General features: G+C 34.5%; 23 protein-coding genes. 10 read left to right on the top strand and 13 right to left on the bottom strand.

Going from position 1 to position 21746, the window contains the following annotated elements; translation table 11 throughout:
• Positions 1-14: 14 nt before the first annotated feature.
• Both H6W52_RS00535 and H6W52_RS00530 read right to left on the bottom strand, forming a co-directional pair.
• The gene (locus H6W52_RS00535; RefSeq protein ID WP_116098136.1) at positions 15-2654 is read right to left on the bottom strand and encodes a hypothetical protein; all 2640 of its coding nucleotides are present in this window, start codon (positions 2652-2654) and stop codon (positions 15-17) included.
• Between the two features lie 52 nt (positions 2655-2706).
• Positions 2707-2886 (bottom strand): hypothetical protein, encoded by a 180-nt coding sequence (locus H6W52_RS00530; protein ID WP_116098135.1) that lies wholly within the window; start codon positions 2884-2886, stop codon positions 2707-2709.
• Between the two features lie 59 nt (positions 2887-2945).
• Between H6W52_RS00530 and H6W52_RS00525 the strand changes: the two genes are divergently transcribed.
• The 5 genes from H6W52_RS00525 (at position 2946) to H6W52_RS00505 (ending at position 7808) form a co-directional block, all read left to right on the top strand.
• Positions 2946-3689 carry a helix-turn-helix transcriptional regulator gene (locus tag H6W52_RS00525; RefSeq protein ID WP_116098134.1) on the top strand — a complete coding sequence of 248 codons (744 nt, stop codon included), beginning with the start codon at positions 2946-2948 and terminating at the stop codon, positions 3687-3689.
• Positions 3690-3790: 101 nt separating this feature from the next.
• Positions 3791-5155, top strand: a complete 1365-nt coding sequence (locus tag H6W52_RS00520; protein ID WP_116098133.1) for a flavin monoamine oxidase family protein — start codon at positions 3791-3793, stop codon at positions 5153-5155.
• A gap of 51 nt (positions 5156-5206) precedes the next feature.
• Positions 5207-6079 carry a GyrI-like domain-containing protein gene (locus H6W52_RS00515; protein ID WP_116098132.1) on the top strand — a complete coding sequence of 291 codons (873 nt, stop codon included), beginning with the start codon at positions 5207-5209 and terminating at the stop codon, positions 6077-6079.
• 57 nt (positions 6080-6136) lie between these two features.
• A complete protein-coding gene (locus tag H6W52_RS00510) occupies positions 6137-7441 on the top strand; it encodes an agmatine deiminase family protein (RefSeq protein WP_228457500.1) in 1305 nt (434 codons plus the stop codon).
• Between the two features lie 46 nt (positions 7442-7487).
• Positions 7488-7808, top strand: a complete 321-nt coding sequence (locus H6W52_RS00505; protein ID WP_116098129.1) for a hypothetical protein — start codon at positions 7488-7490, stop codon at positions 7806-7808.
• Here H6W52_RS00505 and H6W52_RS00500 read toward each other — a convergent pair whose 3' ends face one another.
• The gene (locus H6W52_RS00500; protein ID WP_116098127.1) at positions 7809-8156 is read right to left on the bottom strand and encodes a winged helix-turn-helix transcriptional regulator; all 348 of its coding nucleotides are present in this window, start codon (positions 8154-8156) and stop codon (positions 7809-7811) included.
• 112 nt (positions 8157-8268) lie between these two features.
• Between H6W52_RS00500 and H6W52_RS00495 the strand changes: the two genes are divergently transcribed.
• The 3 genes from H6W52_RS00495 to H6W52_RS00485 all read left to right on the top strand — a co-directional run bounded on the left by H6W52_RS00495 (position 8269) and on the right by H6W52_RS00485 (position 11102).
• Positions 8269-9033, top strand: coding sequence for a type 1 glutamine amidotransferase domain-containing protein (locus H6W52_RS00495; protein WP_116098125.1), 765 nt, complete (start codon positions 8269-8271; stop codon positions 9031-9033).
• A gap of 30 nt (positions 9034-9063) precedes the next feature.
• Entirely contained in the window at positions 9064-9678 is a 615-nt protein-coding gene (locus H6W52_RS00490; RefSeq protein ID WP_116098123.1) for an NADPH-dependent F420 reductase, read from the top strand.
• Between the two features lie 71 nt (positions 9679-9749).
• On the top strand, positions 9750-11102 hold the full coding sequence (locus H6W52_RS00485; RefSeq protein ID WP_116098121.1) for a DEAD/DEAH box helicase: 1353 nt from the start codon (positions 9750-9752) through the stop codon (positions 11100-11102).
• 33 nt (positions 11103-11135) lie between these two features.
• On the opposite strand, the gene H6W52_RS00480 is transcribed toward H6W52_RS00485, so the two are convergent.
• From H6W52_RS00480 to H6W52_RS00445, 8 genes are all read right to left on the bottom strand, one after another.
• Complete coding sequence (locus tag H6W52_RS00480) at positions 11136-11570, bottom strand: lipocalin family protein (protein ID WP_116098119.1); 435 nt, start codon at positions 11568-11570, stop codon at positions 11136-11138.
• A 106-nt stretch (positions 11571-11676) separates the two neighbouring features.
• The gene (locus H6W52_RS00475; RefSeq protein ID WP_185144410.1) at positions 11677-12642 is read right to left on the bottom strand and encodes a tetratricopeptide repeat protein; all 966 of its coding nucleotides are present in this window, start codon (positions 12640-12642) and stop codon (positions 11677-11679) included.
• 20 nt (positions 12643-12662) lie between these two features.
• Complete coding sequence (locus H6W52_RS00470) at positions 12663-13316, bottom strand: GDSL-type esterase/lipase family protein (protein ID WP_116098115.1); 654 nt, start codon at positions 13314-13316, stop codon at positions 12663-12665.
• 77 nt (positions 13317-13393) lie between these two features.
• The gene (locus tag H6W52_RS00465; RefSeq protein ID WP_087710843.1) at positions 13394-13855 is read right to left on the bottom strand and encodes a lipocalin family protein; all 462 of its coding nucleotides are present in this window, start codon (positions 13853-13855) and stop codon (positions 13394-13396) included.
• Positions 13856-14049: 194 nt separating this feature from the next.
• A complete protein-coding gene (locus H6W52_RS00460; RefSeq protein ID WP_116098113.1) occupies positions 14050-15213 on the bottom strand; it encodes an iron-containing alcohol dehydrogenase in 1164 nt (387 codons plus the stop codon).
• A gap of 368 nt (positions 15214-15581) precedes the next feature.
• On the bottom strand, positions 15582-16160 hold the full coding sequence (locus tag H6W52_RS00455) for a hypothetical protein (RefSeq protein WP_116098111.1): 579 nt from the start codon (positions 16158-16160) through the stop codon (positions 15582-15584).
• 33 nt (positions 16161-16193) lie between these two features.
• A complete protein-coding gene (locus H6W52_RS00450; RefSeq protein WP_087710837.1) occupies positions 16194-16598 on the bottom strand; it encodes a hypothetical protein in 405 nt (134 codons plus the stop codon).
• A gap of 114 nt (positions 16599-16712) precedes the next feature.
• Positions 16713-17243, bottom strand: coding sequence for a hypothetical protein (locus tag H6W52_RS00445; protein WP_116098109.1), 531 nt, complete (start codon positions 17241-17243; stop codon positions 16713-16715).
• Between the two features lie 92 nt (positions 17244-17335).
• Here H6W52_RS00445 and H6W52_RS00440 point away from each other — a divergent pair, with 92 nt between their 5' ends.
• Positions 17336-19870 (top strand): phosphoenolpyruvate carboxylase, encoded by a 2535-nt coding sequence (locus H6W52_RS00440; RefSeq protein WP_116098107.1) that lies wholly within the window; start codon positions 17336-17338, stop codon positions 19868-19870.
• 108 nt (positions 19871-19978) lie between these two features.
• Positions 19979-20479: a hypothetical protein gene (locus tag H6W52_RS00435; RefSeq protein WP_076394544.1), complete on the top strand. Its 501-nt coding sequence runs from the start codon at positions 19979-19981 to the stop codon at positions 20477-20479.
• Between the two features lie 134 nt (positions 20480-20613).
• Here the strand turns inward: H6W52_RS00435 and H6W52_RS00430 are convergent, their stop codons facing one another.
• Positions 20614-20883 carry a hypothetical protein gene (locus H6W52_RS00430; protein WP_123891960.1) on the bottom strand — a complete coding sequence of 90 codons (270 nt, stop codon included), beginning with the start codon at positions 20881-20883 and terminating at the stop codon, positions 20614-20616.
• Positions 20884-20888: 5 nt separating this feature from the next.
• Positions 20889-21659, bottom strand: coding sequence for a hypothetical protein (locus H6W52_RS00425; protein ID WP_116098103.1), 771 nt, complete (start codon positions 21657-21659; stop codon positions 20889-20891).
• Between the last annotated feature and the right edge of the window lie 87 nt (positions 21660-21746).

The following is a 21746-nucleotide window of genomic DNA, read 5'->3' as shown; positions in this document are numbered from 1 at the left end:
TTTAAATTTTGAAATTAGTTATAGACTCTGAATTCAAATGATCCGGCTTCTCCGTAAACATCGTAGTTTGATCCGTAAGAATCTACAATATCTACGTAAATAGTATCATTATCTATTCTACCGCTTAAGCAAAATCTCTGATCTTTTCCTACTGTTTTTTGGTTTATTACACTTACCGACCAAATTTTTCCGGAAGGAAAGGCTCCGTTTAAAGTACCGATAAATTCTCCTGTATCTTTCTTACTCCACACAATATCTCCAACGGTATTTTCAAACACGGTGAATTTTGGCTGTGCTGTAGATTCATCAAATACCAAAGATCCTGAATAAATTTTGTATGGCTTAACCTCTTGTAAATGCTTTCTCTGAACAAAATCTGTATCACTATTGGCCGGAAATACATTAATTCCTGAAATACCTGTTCTACGGTCTATTTTAGCAATATTTGAAAGATATACAGAGCTGATGTTTGAATTACCAATCGTTGCAGTATTGTCACCGTTTCCTGTTGTTGCTGCACCTAGTACAATTTCATTAGTTGATGTGTTTCGATCTTTGAAACCACTTCTGTTACCTACAACAACACTTTGAAAAACATTTTTGGAGTTTCCGGTTGCCTCACCTATGAAAATACTTTTCTGTGCTTCTTCTACGTTTATCCCTGCCCCAGTTCCAATAGCGATCAATTCGTTCCATATATTAATATCATAGAAATTTCCTTTGAAACTTTGTAGTGCATAACAGCCTAGTATAACTGATGATCTTAAATTTAAAGAATTTTGAGCGATATCCTGACCAACGGCTACTATTCTGTCAACAATATTACTTGCATTTTTGAAGTTGTTGTGTCCGAGTATGGTGTTGATTCTTGATTTTCTTATATTTTGAAGATTATTATTACCAAAAACAAATGTTGTTGCAATAGAGTTTGCTTTTGATAAGGAATTGGTCCCAAAAACAGCATTATCAATACCTACTGCATATTTGGACGCAGAATTTTTACCGAAAGCGATATGATTGTCATTGCTGTTTGCTGTTCTCAGCTCAAATGTTACTCCATTGTTAAAATCTCTGACTTCATAAATGGACAATTGATTTTCATTATTTTTAATATGTTGTAAGGAAACAATTATCTCTCCGGTAATACTTGTTCCTTCTAAAGAGATATCGAAAAAATTATTGATATTATCCGTTATTTCAGTTAAATGGTTGTTTACTACCCATGAGTCATCATTTCCGCTGTCAAATATAAAACCAGTTTTGTATCCCCATGTTCCGGTATTACCAATATTTGAGTTGATGCTAAACAGGTAAGATTCTCCTGGAGTTAAACCTTCAAAAAGTCTGTAATTTCCGGCGGGAGAATTTTTCAGGATTAACTTTTTTGTTTTTACATCATATGATGCATTGGAATTTGGCGGTGAAGAAACTAAAGAAAGATTTACATTCTCAGCAGGAACTTTATTCAATTCGTCTTGAATATGATTAATAGATTTTCCCTGAATTCCAAAATATTTTTCTTTAAAATTCCCTTCTACTAAAGGTCTGTAATTGAAGTCTGGGCTTCCGTTTCCGTAATGCTCGTGAGAACCGATTAACAGGTTGTGACTTGCAGGATGTCTTTTCGGGTCTTTATAAAATCCAAAACCTAACATGACATCATTATCTAAATAGGAATCATGCGTTTCGCCGGGATATTTTCCACTTGCATCGTAAATATTTCCTCCCATCACCAGGGAATTAAATATATAACGGTAATTTCTTACATTATATCCTGTAATTACAGAACTATGTATATCGCCTGCCCAGATTAGATTTCCGATAGTGACGTTATTAGTCATCATTTGTCTTAAATTAAAACCATTGGAGGCTATTGCAGTTCTGTTTTGGTTGCCATAAATTCCTTTAGCATTGGCAATATTGTTACCAAAGGCTGTTATTGAATCGCCAATCGGAATATCATTCAATTCATACAAACCAGTACCGAATAAACTGTAATTTGTTCCATCAACAAAACCTTTCCCTAGTTTTGAACCGTAGGCGATTAATGAATCATGTGCAGGGTGTTCAGGTCTGTACTCTGTATTTCCTTTAAAATCAGAGAGAATATCGGTTCCCTGTAAAATGTATCTTGAAGAATATAATTTTTCGCTCTCATCTTTTCCAATATAATTCGGTAAGACATTCCATCCTGCAATAAAAGCGTCATACATTGTTTTGTTTTCATGATCTTTGTTGTTTGTAATAACCCTTCTGCCAGAGTTTGTTGTATACTGCAAATAATGATCGTTGATGTATTGTTTTGAATAGACATTTCCTGTTAATCCACTTTCAGAATTGTCTATCGTGGCAATATTTGAAGGTAACTGATTAACATTTAATTTATTTTTCCAATTTTGGACGTTCTCACTGCTTAAATTGGAAGCGTCTAATTTGGCTAAACTGTTTTCATGAGCATTAGAAGAATTAAGGTGACTATTGAACGCTTCTAAACTTGCTGTTTGATGAAAAAGTGCAGAAAGTCCTTCAATTGATGAAAGCGGAATAGATTCACTTTTGTGAAAAAAAGAAGACCAGGATGCTGCAAATTCCTCTTCCGTAGGTGTTTTTCCTGTCTGAAACCAATATAGAATTGTATTTAAAGGTGTTGCCATTTTTTTAATATTTTGTTAGTATTTGGTTGATAGATTTTAATTTGTGATAATATTAGTAAGTGATTTTAAATTTCGGGAACATGTAATCGTCCTTTCGGATCTCAGGATAATAATTTTGTTCATCAGATAAATCGATCTTATAATTTGATTTCGAATAGAAATCTTTTGCTGTTTTTTGACAAGTGGCGAGAATTTCAGCAATTTCTTGTAACTTAGTTATTAATATTTCCATATTTTTGGTTGATTTAAAAAAGCAAATATAAACGATTTATTTCGTATAAAAAAATAAATATGCATCAAATTTCGCCTATAAAAAATAAAATTTTACAATACATTGAATATAAGGGTATTAGTAAATATAAATTTTATCAGGAAAGTGGTATTACAAGAGGGGTTTTGGATAAAGAAAATGGAATAAGCGAAGATAATATAGCGAAATTTATCGCTTACGCGCCGGAAGTTGATCTGTCATGGCTTTTTTTAGATCAGGGAAAAATGCTTAAAAATAAAGAAATCGAAAAAACGTTTGAAATCGGTGATTTTAGAGATGATAAAAAACTCCAGCCTGAAATGGGAGACATTTCCGGAGATAAGCAATATGAAAAAGTTTTTAGTAAGCTGAAATTTGATGATGAAATAAAGATTGTTGAAAATGGAATTCCTTTTTACAGCTTGCCAGTAAGCGCAGGAAAACTTAATGAACTGCTGGAATTAACGGAAACACCTACTGGATATATCAATTTGCCCGGAGTTCACTGCGATGCATTTTTTCCTATTGTTGGCGCTTCATTTGAGCCCTATATTAAAGCAGGAGACATAATAGGAATCAATTTTATAGATAAATGGGAAAATCTCGATCCGGATTGTATTTATTTAATTATTACTTATGATCAGAGAATGATTAAAAGATTAATGCATCATCCTGATGATAGTACATTGCTGATATGTATTTCTCCAAACTATAAAGAATTTACTATTGATAAATTTACTATCCGATATATTCATAAAGTAACATTTTGCGGACGTCCAATCTGATTTTCATAAACCGTTGGACTTAATATTTTGTTTTTAAAAGTTTTATTGAATTTATAGACAAATTGAAAAATAAATTATATTTGTTCTTCAAAAAAATACAAATGCAACGCAGAAAATTTATTAAGAATACTTTAGCAGGTTTTCCCCTGATATTTTTAGCGCCTTCTTTACTGGCTAACTCATGTTCTTCGGAAGATGAAACTGAAACTTCTAACGGAAAATCTGTCATCGTTATTGGTGCGGGAATTTCCGGTCTTGCTGCAGCCAAAAGATTGAAAGAGAAAGGCTTTGAGGTTACAGTTTTAGAAGCTCAGGAAAAAGTTGGAGGCAGACTGAGAACCAACCGAAGTCTGGGTGTTGCTTTTGATGAGGGAGCAAGCTGGATTCACGGAATCAATGGAAATCCGATAACAACTCTGGCTCAACAGGCAGGAATGCAGACTTTTGAAACGCTTGATGACAGCAGAAAATCCTATGATATTGGGGGAATTCTGCGTAGCGATACTGTATTTGACAATACAGAAACCGAATATTACAATATTCTTGCTGCTTTAAAAAATAACGGTAACTCTGCGCAAAGCTTTCAGACCGTTTTCCAAAATTTATATCCGGCTAAATTCAACGACAGGTTATGGAAATTTTTCCTGTCTACCTATTTCACGTTCGACAGGGGCGATCTGGATAAAGTTTCATCATTGCTGTATGATGAAGGAGAAGAATTCGGAGGGGCAGAAAAAATAGCAACTAATGGTTATGATACGATTGCCAATTTCTTAGCTTCCGGACTTAATGTTAAATTTAACGAAAGGGTCACCAAAATAGATTACAGCAATACCAAAATAAAAATAACGCACAACGGAATCATTTCGGAGGCAGATTATGTGATTGTAAGTGTTCCGCTGGGTGTTTTAAAAGCCAATAAAATTGAATTTCTTCCTTCACTTCCCGCTGCAAAGCAAAACGCTATCCAAAAAGTGGGAATGAACTGTGTAAATAAATTTCTTTTAACATGGAACACCGCTTTCTGGGATGATGTACAGTATATTTCTTACACACCGGAAATTAGAGATAAGTTTAATTATTTTGTAAATGTAAAAAAATTCAGTCCCAATGCAAATGCTTTAATGACTTTTGCCTACGCAGATTATGCAAGACAAACAGAGACAATGTCAGATTCTCAGGTTATCTCAGAAATTATGAGCCATCTGAAAGATGTTTACGGAAACAGCATTCCGAATCCTTCAAATTTGCTTCGTACCAAATGGCAGAATAATGAAAATTCTTTCGGTTCCTATTCCTATACGGAAGTTGGTACAGAAATGTCCCATTTCGATGATTTGGCAGAAGAGGTAAACGACAGACTTTTCTTTGCCGGAGAGCACACGGAAGCAGATTATTTTTCAACGGCTCACGGTGCTTACTTGAGCGGAATTCGGGAAGCTGACAAAATTATAGCATTGCTTTAAATGAAGTTATATAAAAATTTATAGAAGAATAATTTATAAAAATAAAAGCTGATGTACCAACTATACCAAGTTCAGAAGATTGTTTTATTAATAGAAAACAACTTCGATAATGAAATTACCCAATCTGAACTTGAAAAAATCTCTAATTATTCTTATAGAAATATTCAACGGATTTTTAAGAGCATATTTGGAGAGAATATAAAGTCATTTCAGCGAAGACTAAGACTGGAAAGAGCATATAAAAGAATAGTTTACACAAAAGATTGTATTACGGATATTGCAATACAGGTAGGATATAGCAATTTACAAGCATTTTCTAAGGCATTTTTTAAACAATTTCATATTTCACCTTCTGAAGCTAGAATAGATAAAAAAAAGATTTTTGAAGCATTTATTGCCAATACAACTATGGATTTAAATGTGGAAAAAATATATATGGAGCAACAATTATTATATTGTAAAACCATTAAAACCGAAAATTATGATAATGCCAAAATTAATAAGCTATGGAGAGAAATAGATTTTTGTAATCAAAAGCTGAGACCTTACGAAAGCTACGGAATTATAGTAGATCAACCGTTAATTACGGAGCATAAAAACTGTATATATGAATTTGCAATAGATAAGATTCCTGAACAATCCGTAGGATTTATCTCGAAGAAAATTTTTGGGAAAAAATACTTGAGGTTTATTCATTATGGTACTCATGATAATATAGAAGAGACCTATAAGAATTTCTATAAATTTTGGTTATCATCACCAAATTTAGAACTAGACCATTCTCCTGTGATAGAGCATTACCTGATTTCTGATAAAGAAGAAGAAAAAGAAGAAAACTATATAACACACATTTATTTTCCCTTAAAAAAATTAGACTGTCATTTTTGGACAATACTTGAGGTAAAAAATGTAATACATTTGTAAAAATACTATATGAAACACATTTTTTTACTACTTCTATTTGTAAATCTTAATTTTTGTATGTCTCAAACCTATACTTTCCCTGAAGAATCGGGACAGCATGAAGGAACTTGGCTTCAATGGCCCCATCAGTATCAGTTCGGTACAACATATAGAAACAGACTTGATGCAACTTGGGTTGCAATGACAAATGCACTTCAGACTAATGAAAAAGTACACATCATCGCTTATGATAATACTGAGAAAACTAGAATCATTGGTTTACTAAACGCAGCAAGTGTTCCTTTAACCAATATTGATTTTAAAATCTATCCTACAGATGATATTTGGGTAAGAGATAATGGACCCATTTTTGTGAAAAATTCTAGCAATCAAATTGTGATACAAGATTGGGGATTTAATGGATGGGGAGGAAAATTTAATTTCTCTAATTGTAACCAAATTCCCACAAAAATAGGAACAGACTTAGGAATTCCAGTTGTGAATCTCAATTCCGTAATGGTAAATGAAGGAGGTTCAGTAGAATTAGACGGAAGTGGAGTTTTAATGGTTTGTAGAAGCTCTGTGATCAGCCAAAGCCCTGCTAATACAGTGAGAAACTCGGGAATGAGTGAAGCTACTGCCACTAATAGTTTTAAACAATACTATGGCGTTTCAAAAGTAATTTGGCTTAACGGAGTTACAGGTCTAGAAGTTACAGATATGCATATTGATGGATTTATGAAATTTGTAAATTCTACTACAATGGTAACCATGAATAACGCAGATTTGTTAAACTGGGGAGTTACACAGGCAGATATTAATACACTTTATGCAGCAACTAATGCGAATGGGCAAACATATAACAAAGTGTACATTCCTTTAACGCAAAATAATGTAGTAACTACCTATGGAACCAATTTAGGATACAAAGGTTCTTATGCAAACTATTATGTAGCGAATGGTGTGGTTTTAGTGCCCAATTATAATGACCCAAATGACAGTATAGCTAACCAAATTATAGGAAATCTTTATCCGGGGAGAACAGTTATAGGAATTGATGTAAGAAATCTTTATGCAAATGGAGGAATGGTACATTGCGTAACGCAGCAACAGCCTTCTGCAAGTACAAGTCTTTCTACCAAAGAAAAAACTTCTTTCAAAAAAGTTTCCATTTTACCTAATCCTACCACTGGAGAAATCAGAATTAATGCAGATAAAAAAATAAAATTTTCAGAACTGTATTCTTCAGCAGGACAAAAATTAAAAACGATTAATGAAAATTTTAATAAGATAGAAATTCAGAATTTTGCCAAAGGAAATTATCTGCTCAAAATAAATTTTGAAGATGGTACTTCTGAAACGCAGAAAATAATCAAAAAATAAAGTATTTTTGAACCGACTTAGGCCGGTTTTTTTAATTGATATCAGAATGGAAGACAAAATACAATCTTACAGACAGCCTTTAGTAACTGCTACCGGTATTATTCTTGGTTTTATACTGAATTTTGCTTCATCCTATGTGAAAAATGAAAGTACTTTACCTGTTTTTTTAGATTATTTGGTGGGAGCTTGTATATTAATAGGTATTATCTGTTTAATTATTGTTTTGAAGCGGATTTTACAAATGAATTATCCTAAAGAAAAATCTGAAAAATACTATCAAAAAACACTCAATTATTTTATTTTTGGGGTAAGTATTTCTTTTATCGGAGTTTTAATTGATTTATTTGCAAACTTCATGATGGATTAATTATTTCTCTCCAATCCCAAAATCTTTCATCAGCTCAAATCCGTAATTTCTTAAAGTTGAAATAATTTCGACAGCTTTTTTACCGCGTTCTGTAATGTTGTATTCAGTTCTTGGAGGAACTTCCGGAAATATTTCCTTGGAAATAAAGCCGTCTTCCAGCAGTTCTTTTAAACTTTTAGAAAGCATCCTGTCTGAAATGTGGGGAATGCTGTTAGCCAATTCCGAATAACGCCATGCCTTATCCTTCAGACGCCAGAGAATAGGCATTTTATAGGTTCCGCCTATTTTGCTCATGACAAATTCTACAGGATTGTGAAAAAGGTGCTTATCCGATACAAAATCAGGCATACTTACATTTTTGTTAGTTTCTTACAAAGATAGCCATTATTGATTTTCATTTCTACTCATAATTATCTTTGTTTCATCAAAATTAGAAATTTTAAAATCAAAAAAACAAAAAATGGAAAAAGTAAAAGAAGTAAACAGCTATGTTCATTTTCACGGTGTTCCCGTAAAAGGTAAAATTCTGTTGGTGGCAAGCTCGCCGAGTGTGAGTAAACAAACCAATTGGCCAATCGGTTTCTGGGCTGCAGAACTTACACATCCTTTAAGAGTTTTTCAGGAAGCAGGTTACGAAGTGGAACTGGTTTCAACAGAAGGCGGAAAACTGGAAATGGACGGTTATTCCAATCCTTTGGATGAAAGCGGTTATTCTGCACACGATGTAATTTCTTTAGGATATATGCAGCAATCTGACTTTAAAGCAATGCTTGAAAATACAAAAAAACTAACCGAAGTTGATGCAAAAAACTATGATGCGGTTTTTCTGGTTGGCGGACAGGGACCAATGTATACTTTCAGAGGAAATAAAGATCTGGAACAATTATTTGTGAGTTTTTACGAAAGCGGAAAGCCAAGCGCAGCGGTTTGCCATTCAACCACTTTATTACTGGAAGCTAAAAAATCAAACGGTGAATTGCTTGTAAAAGGAAAAACCTGGACCGGTTTTGCAGATGCTGAAGAAGAGTTTGCAGATCAGGCAGTCGGAATGAAAATTCAGCCGTACAGAATTGAAGAAGAAGCTAAAAAATTACAGGAAACAACATTTAAAGTAGCAGCTCCATTTAGTTCATATGCTATTCAGGATGGTAATTTAATTACAGGACAGCAGCAAAATTCAGGGGCAGCAGTTGCAGAACTGGTTGTAGAACTATTAAATAAATAATGAGGTAAATTTCACTTTAAACTAAAAAAAATGAATATAGCAATCATCGGCTCCGGAAATGTTGGCGGAGCTTTGGCTCAACAATGGATAAAAGCGGGGCATACTGTTTTGATAGGTGCACAATTTCCTTTGAGTGAAAAAAATATTTCCCTTGCAACAAAAATAGGGGAAGATCGCTTTGCCGTGATCGAAAATGCAGTAAAACAATGTGATGTGATTCTTATTGCAACACCTCCGACTGCTATTTTTGAAGTAATTGAACAGTTAGGCGATGTATCGGGAAAAGTAATTATTGATGCTACCAACGCTGTAATGAATTCTCCTGAACCTTATAAAACGGTGTATCATGCTTTAGCAGATAAGACCAATGCGGAAATAGTAAAATGTTTCAATACAACAGGTTTTGAAAATATGCTTGATCCAATTTATAACAACGAAGGAATTGATATGTTTATGGCGGGAGACAGTGAAAAAGCAAAAGATATTGCCAAAAAACTGGCTTTGGATTGTGGTTTCGGTTCCTGTATAGATTTTGGAAAATCTGATAAAGTAGAACTTTTGGAAAAATTTGCACTTTCGTGGATCAATCTCGCCATTATGCAGGGTTATGGAAGAGATTTGGCTTTTAAGATTATTAGAAGGTAATATCTGGAAATAATTTAAGCATGAAAGTTTAGGCTTATTTTTCTCAAAAATTAATTGTCTATCTTTGCAAAATGGAAAAACTCACTTTTGCAGATTTTGACCTTCCGGTTAAAATTCTTGATGTTTTAGCGGATCTTAATTTATTTGAACCTACCCCGATTCAGGAAAAGAGCTTAAAGCCAATACTTTCCGGACGTGATGTAATGGGGATTGCGCAGACGGGAACAGGAAAAACACTGGCGTATCTTTTACCGGTTCTTAAGACTTGGAAATACAATAAATCGGGAAATCCAACCGTTTTGGTGCTTGTTCCTACCAGAGAACTGGTGGTGCAGGTTTCTGAAATTGTAGAAAAGCTGACGGAAAATACTACTGCAAGAGTAATCGGGATTTACGGAGGAAAAAATATCAATACCCAGAAATTATTATTTGATAACGGATGTGATATTTTGGTAGGAACTCCCGGAAGAGTAATGGATTTGGCAATCGATAATGCCATTTCTTTAAAAGAAGTCCAGAAGCTGATTATTGATGAGTTTGACGAAATGCTGAACCTTGGTTTCAGACCACAGTTGACGCATATTTTCGAAATGATGAAGGAAAAAAGACAGAATATTCTTTTTTCTGCAACCATGACGGAATCTGTTGACGAAATGTTGGATGAGTACTTTGCGAGTCCGGTTGAAATTTCACTGGCAAAATCCGGAACGCCGCTTGAAAAAATTGAGCAGACTGCTTACAAAGTAGAGAATTTTAATACCAAGATCAATCTATTGGAGCATTTGCTGAAAACCGATACCGATATGTCGAAAGTATTGATTTTCACAAACAATAAAAGAAATGCAGATCTTTTATTCACAAAAATTGATGAGCTTTTCCCTGAGCAGTTTGATGTGATCCATTCCAATAAATCTCAGAATTACAGGCTAAAAGCAATGAAAAGCTTTGAAAATGAAGAGATCAAAGGGTTGATTACTACGGATGTTATGGCAAGAGGTCTTGATATTTCAGACATTACCCACGTTATCAATTTTGAAACGCCCGATATTCCGGAGCAGTATATTCACAGAATCGGTAGAACGGGTAGAGCGGACAAAGATGGTAAAGCCATAACTTTCGTTACCAAAAAAGAAGAAACTTTAGCTCTTGACATCGAATTACTGATGGACAAGGAACTGAAATACATTGATTTCCCAGACGGAGTGAAAATAAATCCTAAAAAGATTGCTTCTGAAGAGGAAACTGTGATCATGAAAAATCCTGTGAAGGTAAAATTAAATGAAGGAGGAGGAGCTTTTCACGAAAAGAAAGCGAAAAATACCAAAGAAAACTGGGGCGGACCTTCCAAAAGAAAAGCACCTAAAAAGTTTGGGGCGAACAGAGCACAGCAGAAATCAATATCTAAATCCAAAAGAAAGAAATAAAAAAACTCCCGAATTTTTCGGGAGTTTGCTTTTTTATCGGGTTAAAACCAGAACTATTTTGTCATCGATTCCGTCTCCGTCTTCATCACTGTAATCCGAAACAATATGCATTTCATTATTCGTAAGCTTCTGAACTTCACTGGATTCGCCGTCTATAATGATCTGTTTGTTCAGCGGGTCGTAAGAATAAGAAGAAGTATCTGTTCCCAGATTTTCACAATTTCCGCTCATTCCATCATCAAAAATGTTGCTTACCATTGTATTGTTCGATTTAAAATCAAATGTACTTTTTTTGTAGCAGCTTGAAGAAGGATCATTGTAAATAGTACTTCCGTTTTTTCCGGAAACTGCCATTTCTCTGGAAGGCTTCCAGACTCCTACAACAGATGCATAAACATCGTCATCATCACTTTTGCAGGCTGTGAAAAGAAAACCTGCTGAAATAGCAAGAAATAAGATTTTTTTCATGGTTTAAACTAATTTTTAAGGCTGCAAAGAAAAGGAAAAAAATTATTATACCGAAAAATTATTAAAAAATTTACCAATAATAATGTGTTTCATGATGTTTCTTTTTTTACTTAAATTCGATCTTATTTTTATTTAAAATCTCCTTGAATTTTTCAAGTTTACCCTCTTCCTGCATTTTTTTATAGATATAACTTATCATAGTTTCTGCATCTGTTCTGTAAGGAGATTTTTGATTGTCATAAATTCTAAGAGCTTTTGCCATGTAATCTAAAGCTTTTTCATTTTCTTTTAAAGCATTAAAATAGATGTTACCCATTCCATAATATACTTCCGGATCTTCTGGATACATCTTATCCAGATCTTTATAAGCGTCAATAGCTTTCTGATATTCCTTTTTATAAATATAAGCTATAGGAATATTTTGTAAAGCCATTTTTCCTTTAGGATCCACTTCCAATGATTTTTTATAAGCTTCTAGAGCTTTGTCATAATCGCCTACTTTTCTGTACGTAATACCTAAATTATCCCAAGCATAAGTAAATTCAGGATCAATTTTTACAGCATTTTCATAATTCTTTATAGTTTCTTTCCAATCCTCCTTTTTTGACGCTGAAATTGCCATATTGTAAAATTCCAAAGCTTTATCATTTTTTGATAGTTTTTCAGACCTACTTTCTGCAATATTTATAGCCTTTTTCAGACTTGAACAGTTTTTCATCAGGCTTCTTTCAATGGAGTTATAGTTTTCTCTATATTTCTCAGAATCCTTATTAGTGTCTAAATTAAGGGTTATATTCTTTTTAGTATCTGAATTTTTATTCTTTTTTGAAGATTCCTCCACTTCAGATAGTAAAATTCCAAGTTGCAGTGCAAGTGTATTTTTATCGATACATTCATGAATATCTTTAATTATAGATTTTTTTTCTTTATCAAAAAGACTTATTGAATCTACGCATTTACAAGTGTTTTCAGAGAGTTCATCGATCAGCTTTTGTTTTGTAGATTTTTCCTGTGCAGAAACAGATATGCAGAAAAGCATCGAAATTAAAACGGTTACTTGTTTTTTTATCATGGTTATAGTGTTTAAAAAAATTATTTCATATAAGGATTCATCACAGAAGTCCATAATCTGTAGCCTTCCGGAGTCATGTGAAGCATATCTTCCACAAACAGATCTTTTCTTACATTTCCGTTTTCATCCTGCATTACCTTTGTGATATCAATAAACGCTGCATTCGGTTGCTTTTTCATGAAATCGGCAATCTTTTTATTGGCTTCCTTCATTTGTGGCCACAGCTTTTCGCGGCTCGGAGAATATTTAATGGAAATATAATCTACTTCAATTTTCGGGAATTTTGTGCGGATTTTTTTATAGAATGCTTTAAATCTTTCCACTACAACATCAGCTTTCAATTTATCGTTGTCAGCAAAATCATTCTCACCACAGTAAATGATGATCTGTTTGGGCTGATAAGGATTTAAAAGATCCTCTGCATAATCATTAAGATCCGTTAATCTTGATCCTCCAAAACCTCTGTTGATGATGGTTTTATCCGGAAAATAATTCGCAACATCCGTCCATTTCGTAAAAGACGAGCTTCCTACTAAAAGAATTGCGTTTTTAGCCGGAGGATTTTCCAGATCCAGTTTCTTAAAATTTTGGATGTCCTGCCAGAACATCGGTTTTTCCTGTGCAAAAAACAGGGCAAAAGTCAGCATTAGAAATGCCGAAAAAATCTTCTTCATTGTTTTAATAATTTTAGTTGAATATTAAAATTTTCTTTTCAAGAAAAAACTCCCGAATTTTTCGAGAGTTTTCTTTTTTATCTTTTGTAGGTAATATATTCCGCATCCGGTATCGTATCGCCGTCTTGATCTATATTGCCGGACAATTGCTTTATTCTCATTTCAGAGCTTGTAAGAACTACGATTCTGTACTTCACAGCACTGTTTCCTGTGTAGGTAACGGTTAAATCCTTTGTTTCAGAATTGTACTCATATTTTCCTTCTACTTTTGCCACTACATTACAGTTTGTTCCTGTTCCTCCATAAGTAGTAAACGAGGTGTAGTAATCTGTTCTGAACTCCAGTTTGTCATTTACGGAACATCCTGTTGGTGTTGTAGTACCGATTACAAATTTATCGTCTTTTCCTGATATCGTTTCTTTTTTACTGATCTTCCAATCACCTTTCATCATATCCATTTCATAACCCTGGATATCATCATCGTTACATGAAGTAAGCGCTAACGCTGAAAAGGCAAATAAAAGTAATTGTTTTTTCATTTTTACAAATTTAAGAATATGCTAAAATATAAATAAATTTGAAATATCTCTAATGAAATTAAGGTTTTTTAAACGATTGATTACAGAAAAAGCAAATTGGAATAAAAGTTGTAAGAGGAAAGTTTATCCCTGTCTGCTTTATTTTCAGCAGCATAAGAATAAACTTCCATCTTTAATTCTGATACTTTCAGTCTTTAATAGCTCATTTCCACAATTTTAGAAGCATCTTGAGGAGTCAGTTTTTTATATTCTCCCAAACCAAGCCAGTTTCTCTCAGTGAATGCTTTTTCCACTCTTTCAGCCGTTCCTTTATAATCCTCCGTATATTCAGAAAGCTTCGTATCAATATTCAAGCTGTGGAAGAATTCTTCCAGCTTTTTGATTCCCAGTTCTGCTTTTTCATCAACCGTTCCGTCTTTAATTCCCCAGACTCTTTCCGCATACTGAGCCAGTTTACCTTTTTTGGTTTCGAAATTATAACGGTAATGAGACGGAGCAATAATGGCTAAAGTTCTTGCATGATCGATCCCGAAATAAGCCGTAAGTTCATGTCCCATTGCGTGAACCGCCCAGTCTGTAATCACACCCTTCTGAATCAGTCCGTTAAGAGCCATTGTACAGCACCACATGAAATTTCCGGCTGCGTCATAATCAAATTCCTCCGCCAGAACTTTCGGAGCCGTTTCCTGTATACTGATCAGAATACTTTCTGCAATTCTTTCCTGAAGATCTGCCGAAGAAGGAGCCGTCATATATTGTTCCAAAACGTGAGTATAAGCATCCGTTAAACCATTAACGATCTGTCTTTGCGGAATAGATCTCACCACTTCCGGATCTAGAACCGAGAATTGAGGAAATAATCCCGGACCTCCCGAAGACAATTTTTCGTTGGTTTCTCTTCTGGAAATCACGTAACCCGAATTCATCTCAGAGCCCGTTGCAGGAAGTGTAAGAACAGTCCCGAAAGGCATTCCTTCGCCTTCAAAAGTTCTTACAGGTTTCGTAAGGATTTCCCACGGTTCTCCACCGTAATTTGCAGCAGCGGAAAGAAACTTTGTTCCGTCGATTACAGATCCGCCTCCGACAGCCAAGAGAAAAGTAATATTATTTTCTTTGATAAAGCGTAAAGCATTAATTAATACTTCATATTCCGGATTGGCAGGAACGCCTCCGAATTCATGCACTTCATGATCTTTTAAAGCTTCTTTTACCTGATCGTAAACACCATTGTTTTTGATGCTTCCGCCTCCGTAAATCATTAAAATTTTGGCATCTGCAGGAATTTCTTTTGAAATTTTAGCAATTTCACCTTTTCCGAAAAGTATTTTGGTTGGATTTTTTAGTTCGAAATTAAGCATTGTTCTTAAATTTATTTGAATTCAAAATTACGCAATACCACACAAAAACTAAGTTAATAAAGTTTTAAAATTTTAATGATTCTCTTTTATTAAAACTATTGAATTTTGTTGAATAATCATTAAAAGATCACATAAGAAGAAAATCAAAGATTTTCAAAAACTAATGTGTTCTGATATAAAGCTTAGAAATTATTTTAAATCTTATGTGACTTTGTGTTTAAAAAACTCTTTCATTCAATCTACAACACTGTCATTTTGAGCGCAACAAAGTGGAGTCGAAAATCTCAAAAAACTTCATATAAATAGATTCTTCATTGCAAATTGCTTCATAAAATTCCATTCAGAATGACAAAAAAACAAAAAAAACTTTAATAAGCTCCGTTACTTTTTACCTCTAATTTTCCGGTTTTTCTATTGATTTTAATGAAAAAAGATTCTTTAGTTTCAGAACCATTTTTAGATTTTGAAAGATACAGCGAAATGTGCTGATCTTCAATTTTATAAGAACTTCCCAATTGATTGGCGCTGTCAACCGTATATTCGAAAGTATTGGCAATTAAAATAGCTTCCGGAAGATTGTCTACAAATCCGATAAAATCTCTTAGCTGCTGTTCGTTTGAAAAATATTTCGACCGGCTTTTTTCACAGACTAAAATGTAGGAAAAGCAATTTTCTCCGATACATTTCTGAAAAAATCCTTTTTCCGGTGCAGGATCATTCAACGTCATCAAATCCGGCATCTGGCTTTCGTAAATAATGGCTTTATCAGGATCGGGATTATTTCTGAGAACACTCCAGTATTCGTATTTTTTATCCGGAACGATAAAAGGGTAGAGTAGTTCTGTATTATCAAGGATTTCCGGAATTTTTTTGAAGTCTGCAGGAACGGTTTTCTGGCTGAATATCCAACCTGAGCAAAGCAGTAAAACCGGAAATAATACTTTCATTCTTTTGTTTTTGCAAATGTAGCGAACAGAAATTTACTGGAAAATAATTTTGTAGTAGCCGTTCTCGTCTTTCACATCAATTCCAATGCCAGTAAACGTGAGTTTGTTGATCTGAAAACCATCGCAGCCTCCTTTAAATTCCGACGACTGGATGGTAAAAGTGAAATTTTTAATATTGGAAGTAAACGTATAATTTTTCGTTCCGTTGTAAGCACCCACATTTTCCAGAATAACCATATCATCATTGGTTTTCGTAAGCTGAATATTAGTCTGGTTTTCTTCTTTCACCGAATAATTGGTAAGCGTTCCGTCCGTTATTAGATTCACATCGTTGGAATCCACAAATTTAAAAGCAATCGGTTGTGGCGCATTGTAGCAGTCTTCGCCGCAGGCGGAGAAAAGGAGAAGGGGAAGTAGGAATAGGAGTATTTTTTTCATGGGATTATGGATTGATGGTTGGTGTAGAATAGGTATTTAAATTTTTATTTCAAAATTATTTCCTAACATCTTTGAATCTTAGTATAGTAATAAGTTTTTAAATAAATATAAAATTTATAGAGTGTTTTTTTCTAAATAATTCAAAATATTGTTTTTGATTGCTAACGGTAAGCATTCGGTACTTCCGCGAAAATTTAAAAAAGGTTTATAAGTAATACTCTTATATTTTAATTTTATATTTTGCTCAATTGACATTGCTAATTCTCCGCTTAATTTTTTTTCAAAAAGTGTGGTATAGGAGTATGGAATTTCGCCTCTTGTAACTCTATCATCAACACCTTTTATTGTAACTCCAAATTTTAAAAATCTTTCACTATTTCCATAAAGCTCTAATAAATAAACAAATTTTATTTTATCTGCCCATTCACTTTTGTGAAATCCACTTTTTCCTGTTTTATCACATTCGTCACATCCTCTTCTATCTGAATAATGAGCACGAGGTCTTAATTGAAAATCTCCATGTATTTTACATACAATAGTTACTCTAGTTTCTGTTGTTTTATATACAACTTTTGAATAATCATATTTGTCACCATGTACTTCAATTGAACGTTTTAAAAAATCTTCTAAAGTTGTTCTAGCCATAATTAATATTATCTTGGTTATTGAAAACAAATTTATATAATTTTCAACTAAACACCATTTGAATTCCACTCAAAATCCCCTACATTTGTTATATGATACACGACCAACGCGCAGAAAAATTCAGGCAGATCGTGGAAAATAAGTTCCAGATCTACAATTCATTGTTTATGAGCCTGCCTTATGATAAAATGACGAATATCGGGATGCTGCTTCCGTTCCTTTGTGAAGAAAGCAAAATCGGCTATGAAGCCGGAAAAACGCCTGAAGAAATCGTTGAAGAATTCTTTAAAAATCATACCGATCTGCAGACTGAAGAACAGAAAACAGAACTTCTTTTCAAAATCATTCAATACATTGAAAGACAGGTGGTTTTGTTTGACAGTATTGAAGATGCTGCATTTCCGAACCTGCATTCCGAAAGTGATAACGGAACGGTAACCAATATGTACGAACGTTCGCTTCAGGATCATAAATTGGAAAAAGTGCGTGAAAAACTGAAAGATTTTGCCATTAAAATTGTGTTTACGGCGCACCCGACACAGTTTTACCCGAATTCTGTACAGAGAATCCTTCACGACCTCAGAAATGCCATTACAACCGATTCTATCACGAATATCGATATGCTTTTGCAGCAGTTGGGGAAAACGCCGTTCGTTAATAAAGAAAAACCAACTCCGATTGATGAAGCGTTGAGCATCATTTATTATTTGAGATATGTGTATTACGATACCATCGGAGAACTTTTCACGAAAATAAAAACAACATTCGAAAACGATCATTTTCACTTACATGAAGATCTGATCCAGCTTGGTTTCTGGCCGGGAGGAGACCGCGACGGAAATCCTTTTGTAACGGCAGAAGTCACGAAAAGAGTAGCAGAAGAACTGCATACTGCAATTTTAAAAGCCTATTACAACAACCTGAAATCGGTTCGGAGAAGGTTGAGTTTCAGAGGCGTTTCAGAGGTTTTAACAAAACTGAGCAACGAACTGTATTCCGCGATTTTCAGAAATGAAAAAATTACGGCAGATGATATTATCAAAAGACTGGAAGAAGCCGAAAAAATCCTCGTGGAGCAGCACAATTCATTGTTCCTTGATCAGTTGGTGAATTTCAAAGACCGTGTGAAGATTTTCGGGACGCATTTTGCGACTCTGGATGTTCGGCAGGACAGCAGAATCCATCAGAAAGTGATTGATGAGGTTTTTGCTAAAGTATTCGGAGCCATTGATGCTACGCACGAAGAAAAATTCAATAAGCTAATTCAGGTTAGTGAAAAAGTAAATCCGGATGATTTTGAAGATATTGTAAAAGATACTTTGCTTACGGTTTCCCAAATTTCAGAAATCCAGCAACTGAACGGATTGAGAGGAATGAACCGTTATATTATTTCCAATTCCGATGCGGTAAAAGATGTGATGAATGTGTATGCATTTTTCAAAGTCTGCAGTTATCAGGAAGAAGAAATCAATATGGATATCGTTCCGCTTTTCGAAACAATGGAAGGTCTTGCCAATGCAGAAAATGTAATGAACGAATTGTACCAAAATCCTGTTTATAAAAAGCATCTGGAAAAAAGAGGAAATCAGCAGACCATTATGTTAGGTTTCTCGGACGGAACGAAAGATGGTGGTTATCTGAAAGCGAATTGGGAAATTTACAAAGCCAAAGAAGTGTTAACGAAACTTTCCGAGCAAAACGGAATTAAAGTCGTGTTCTTCGACGGGCGAGGCGGTCCTCCTGCAAGAGGGGGCGGAAAAACCCACGATTTCTATGCTTCACAAGGGAAAACCATTGCGAATAATAAAATTGAATTAACGATTCAGGGACAGACGATTACGAGTATTTTCGGAAATAAAGAACAGGCAAAATATAATTTCGAGCAACTTTTAACAGCCGGAGTGGAAAATGATGTTTTCAAAAATTCGAAAAAAGAATTAACCGAAAAAGAAAGGGCGTTAATCATCGAACTGGCTGAAATCAGTTATAAAAAATATTCAGATCTGAAAGCGCATCCTATGTTTGTACCCTACCTTCAGGAAATGAGTACGCTCGAATATTACGGAAAAACAAATATCGGAAGCCGTCCGTCAAAAAGAGGAGGTGGAAGTGAGCTGAAATTTGAGGATTTAAGAGCGATTCCGTTTGTAGGATCATGGTCGCAGCTAAAACAGAATGTTCCGGGATTCTTCGGATTTGGTTTTGCGATGCAGCAGTTGAAAGAACAGGGGAGATTTGATGAGGTAAGAGAATTGTACAGAGGTTCGGATTTCTTTAAAACGTTGGTTTTAAACTCGATGATGAGTATGAACAAGACCTATTTTCCCTTGACGTATTATATTAAAAACAACCCGAAATTCGGTGCATTCTGGAATGTTCTGTTTGATGAATACAATCTTTCCAAAAATATTATGCTGGAATTAACAGGCTTTAAAATGCTTCAGGAAGAAGATCCGCTTTCCAGAAAATCGGTGAAAATCCGCGAGAGAATCGTTTTGCCTTTGCTGAGCATTCAGCAATATGCATTAATGAAAATTCAGAAAGGAGAAGGCGATCTGGAAGCATATGGAAAACTGGTGACGCGTTCTTTATTCGGAAATATTAATGCAAGCAGAAATTCGGCTTAGTAGAAAATAATACCAATTAGTCATTACTTAATTTAGGATACAATTAAAAAATTTCACGATAATTCTGGTCGTAAAAACAGGACAATTATTTATTGATTTTTAATTACCATGAAGGAAGAAAATATAGAACGGCTCAATTCTCTGTTTTCCAATTTAAAAACGGAAGAACAAAAACTGCAGGAAAGTCTTGCCAAGAAGAAAAGCGAGGAAGATATGTTTATTGAAGGGTTCAGAACACTGAGTAAAAACCTCATTGAACCCAAAATGCAGGAATTCAGAAGGATGTTGAGAGAAAACGGATTTGGCTGTAAAGTAACTTTTAATGAAGAAAATAAAAACGGTTTGGGCGTCAATTCACAAACCCATATGAAACTTCAGATTTCCAGAAATGTGGAATCTAATTTTTATGCGAATGATAAATTTCCGCACATCATGTTCGTTGCCGATAAAAATCTGAAACGCATCGGAATTCATCAGGACACAATTTTTCAGAACGGAACGGGAACCGCTGCTTTCAAAGAACAGAAATACACTCTTGAAACAATTACCGAAGAAAATATTGAAAAAGAAATTTTAGAATCGATTGAAAACATATTGATGAACAGATAGAATAAATTACCTGTCAATTATTTTATCATAAGCCTTCTACAGGCTCAGTGTTACACCGTTGAAAATAACAGTCTGCACCGGAGAAGTCATACTGAGCTTGTGGAAGGATCTTTTTTACTTTAAAATTTAAAGCTCTAAAAATTTTTGGTATACCAGAAAACAAGTGCCGTAAACATAAAGGTGAGAATAAACCAGACAAAAGCCGTCACTACAATTCCTGCTGCACCATACAGAATAATACTGAAGGTTTTGTTCGCGGTTCCTGAATTTTTCAACAGGGTATAAGTTTCGCCTTTAAAGAAACGAACTGCTAAAAATATCAGAAATCCAATACAGCTAACCGTAGAAAACAGCACCCCCATTAAAGGCTCAAAAATAGGTCCGCAAGATAAAACAGTCATCATTTTTATTAATTATTTACATTCAGGTGAAAATATCTCGGATCGGGATATTGAAATTCAAAATTCAGCTCTTCCATTAATTTTGCAGGGGAAATTATTCTTCCGCTTCTTCTTCTCTCCCCTTCATAAGTCAGACCTTTCTGCGCATTGATTATTTCTTCTTTGTTGGGATGAATCGGCGCAACAACATTATAAACTTTAGTCTGAGATTTCTGGTCTAACATCTTTTCAACAACCGAACAGATGTCTGCATAATGAATATGATTCACCAACTGATCCAGATGAGATATATTGTAGTTTTTCAGCAGTCTTTCACCACCCATTAAACCGCCCAGTCTCAGAATATTGGTTTGAGGGAATTTCTCCAGCATAAAGTTTTCACTTTCCACTTCCGCTGCTGGAAGATCATCCTCCGAAAACTCTTTTTCGATATCCGGGTAAACGCCTGTGGAACTTGTATAAAAAATCTGACGGTTAAAATCTCCGATAAAACGAAGCAGGTTTTCTCTTTTTCCCGTCATAAGAATTCTGGAACCTCTTAATCCTGAAAAAGGAACGGCAAAAATAATGGTGTCCAGTTCAGAAGCTATTTTCCACGGTTTCATGTCAGCATCAGTTTCATCTGGAAATTTTACAAGATCCGCATGATATCCTTTAGATTTCAAAACATCCAGTTTTGCTTCCGTTGTGGTGGTAGAAAAAATTTCATAGTTTTTCGACAGACGTTCCGCCAAATGGTTTCCCAACCAGCCACAGCCGATGATCCCGAGTTTCTTCATATTTTTTATTTCCTGAAAATTACAATTTTATTATGGTTTTTCAGCGCTGAAAATTGTAAAAAACAAGCTAAATATAATCGCTTTTTT

The sequence above is a fragment of the Chryseobacterium sp. C2(2020) genome, from assembly GCF_014218915.1.
Lineage (GTDB): Bacteria > Bacteroidota > Bacteroidia > Flavobacteriales > Weeksellaceae > Chryseobacterium > Chryseobacterium mucoviscidosis.
This window is presented reverse-complemented; position numbering and strand designations above follow the sequence as displayed.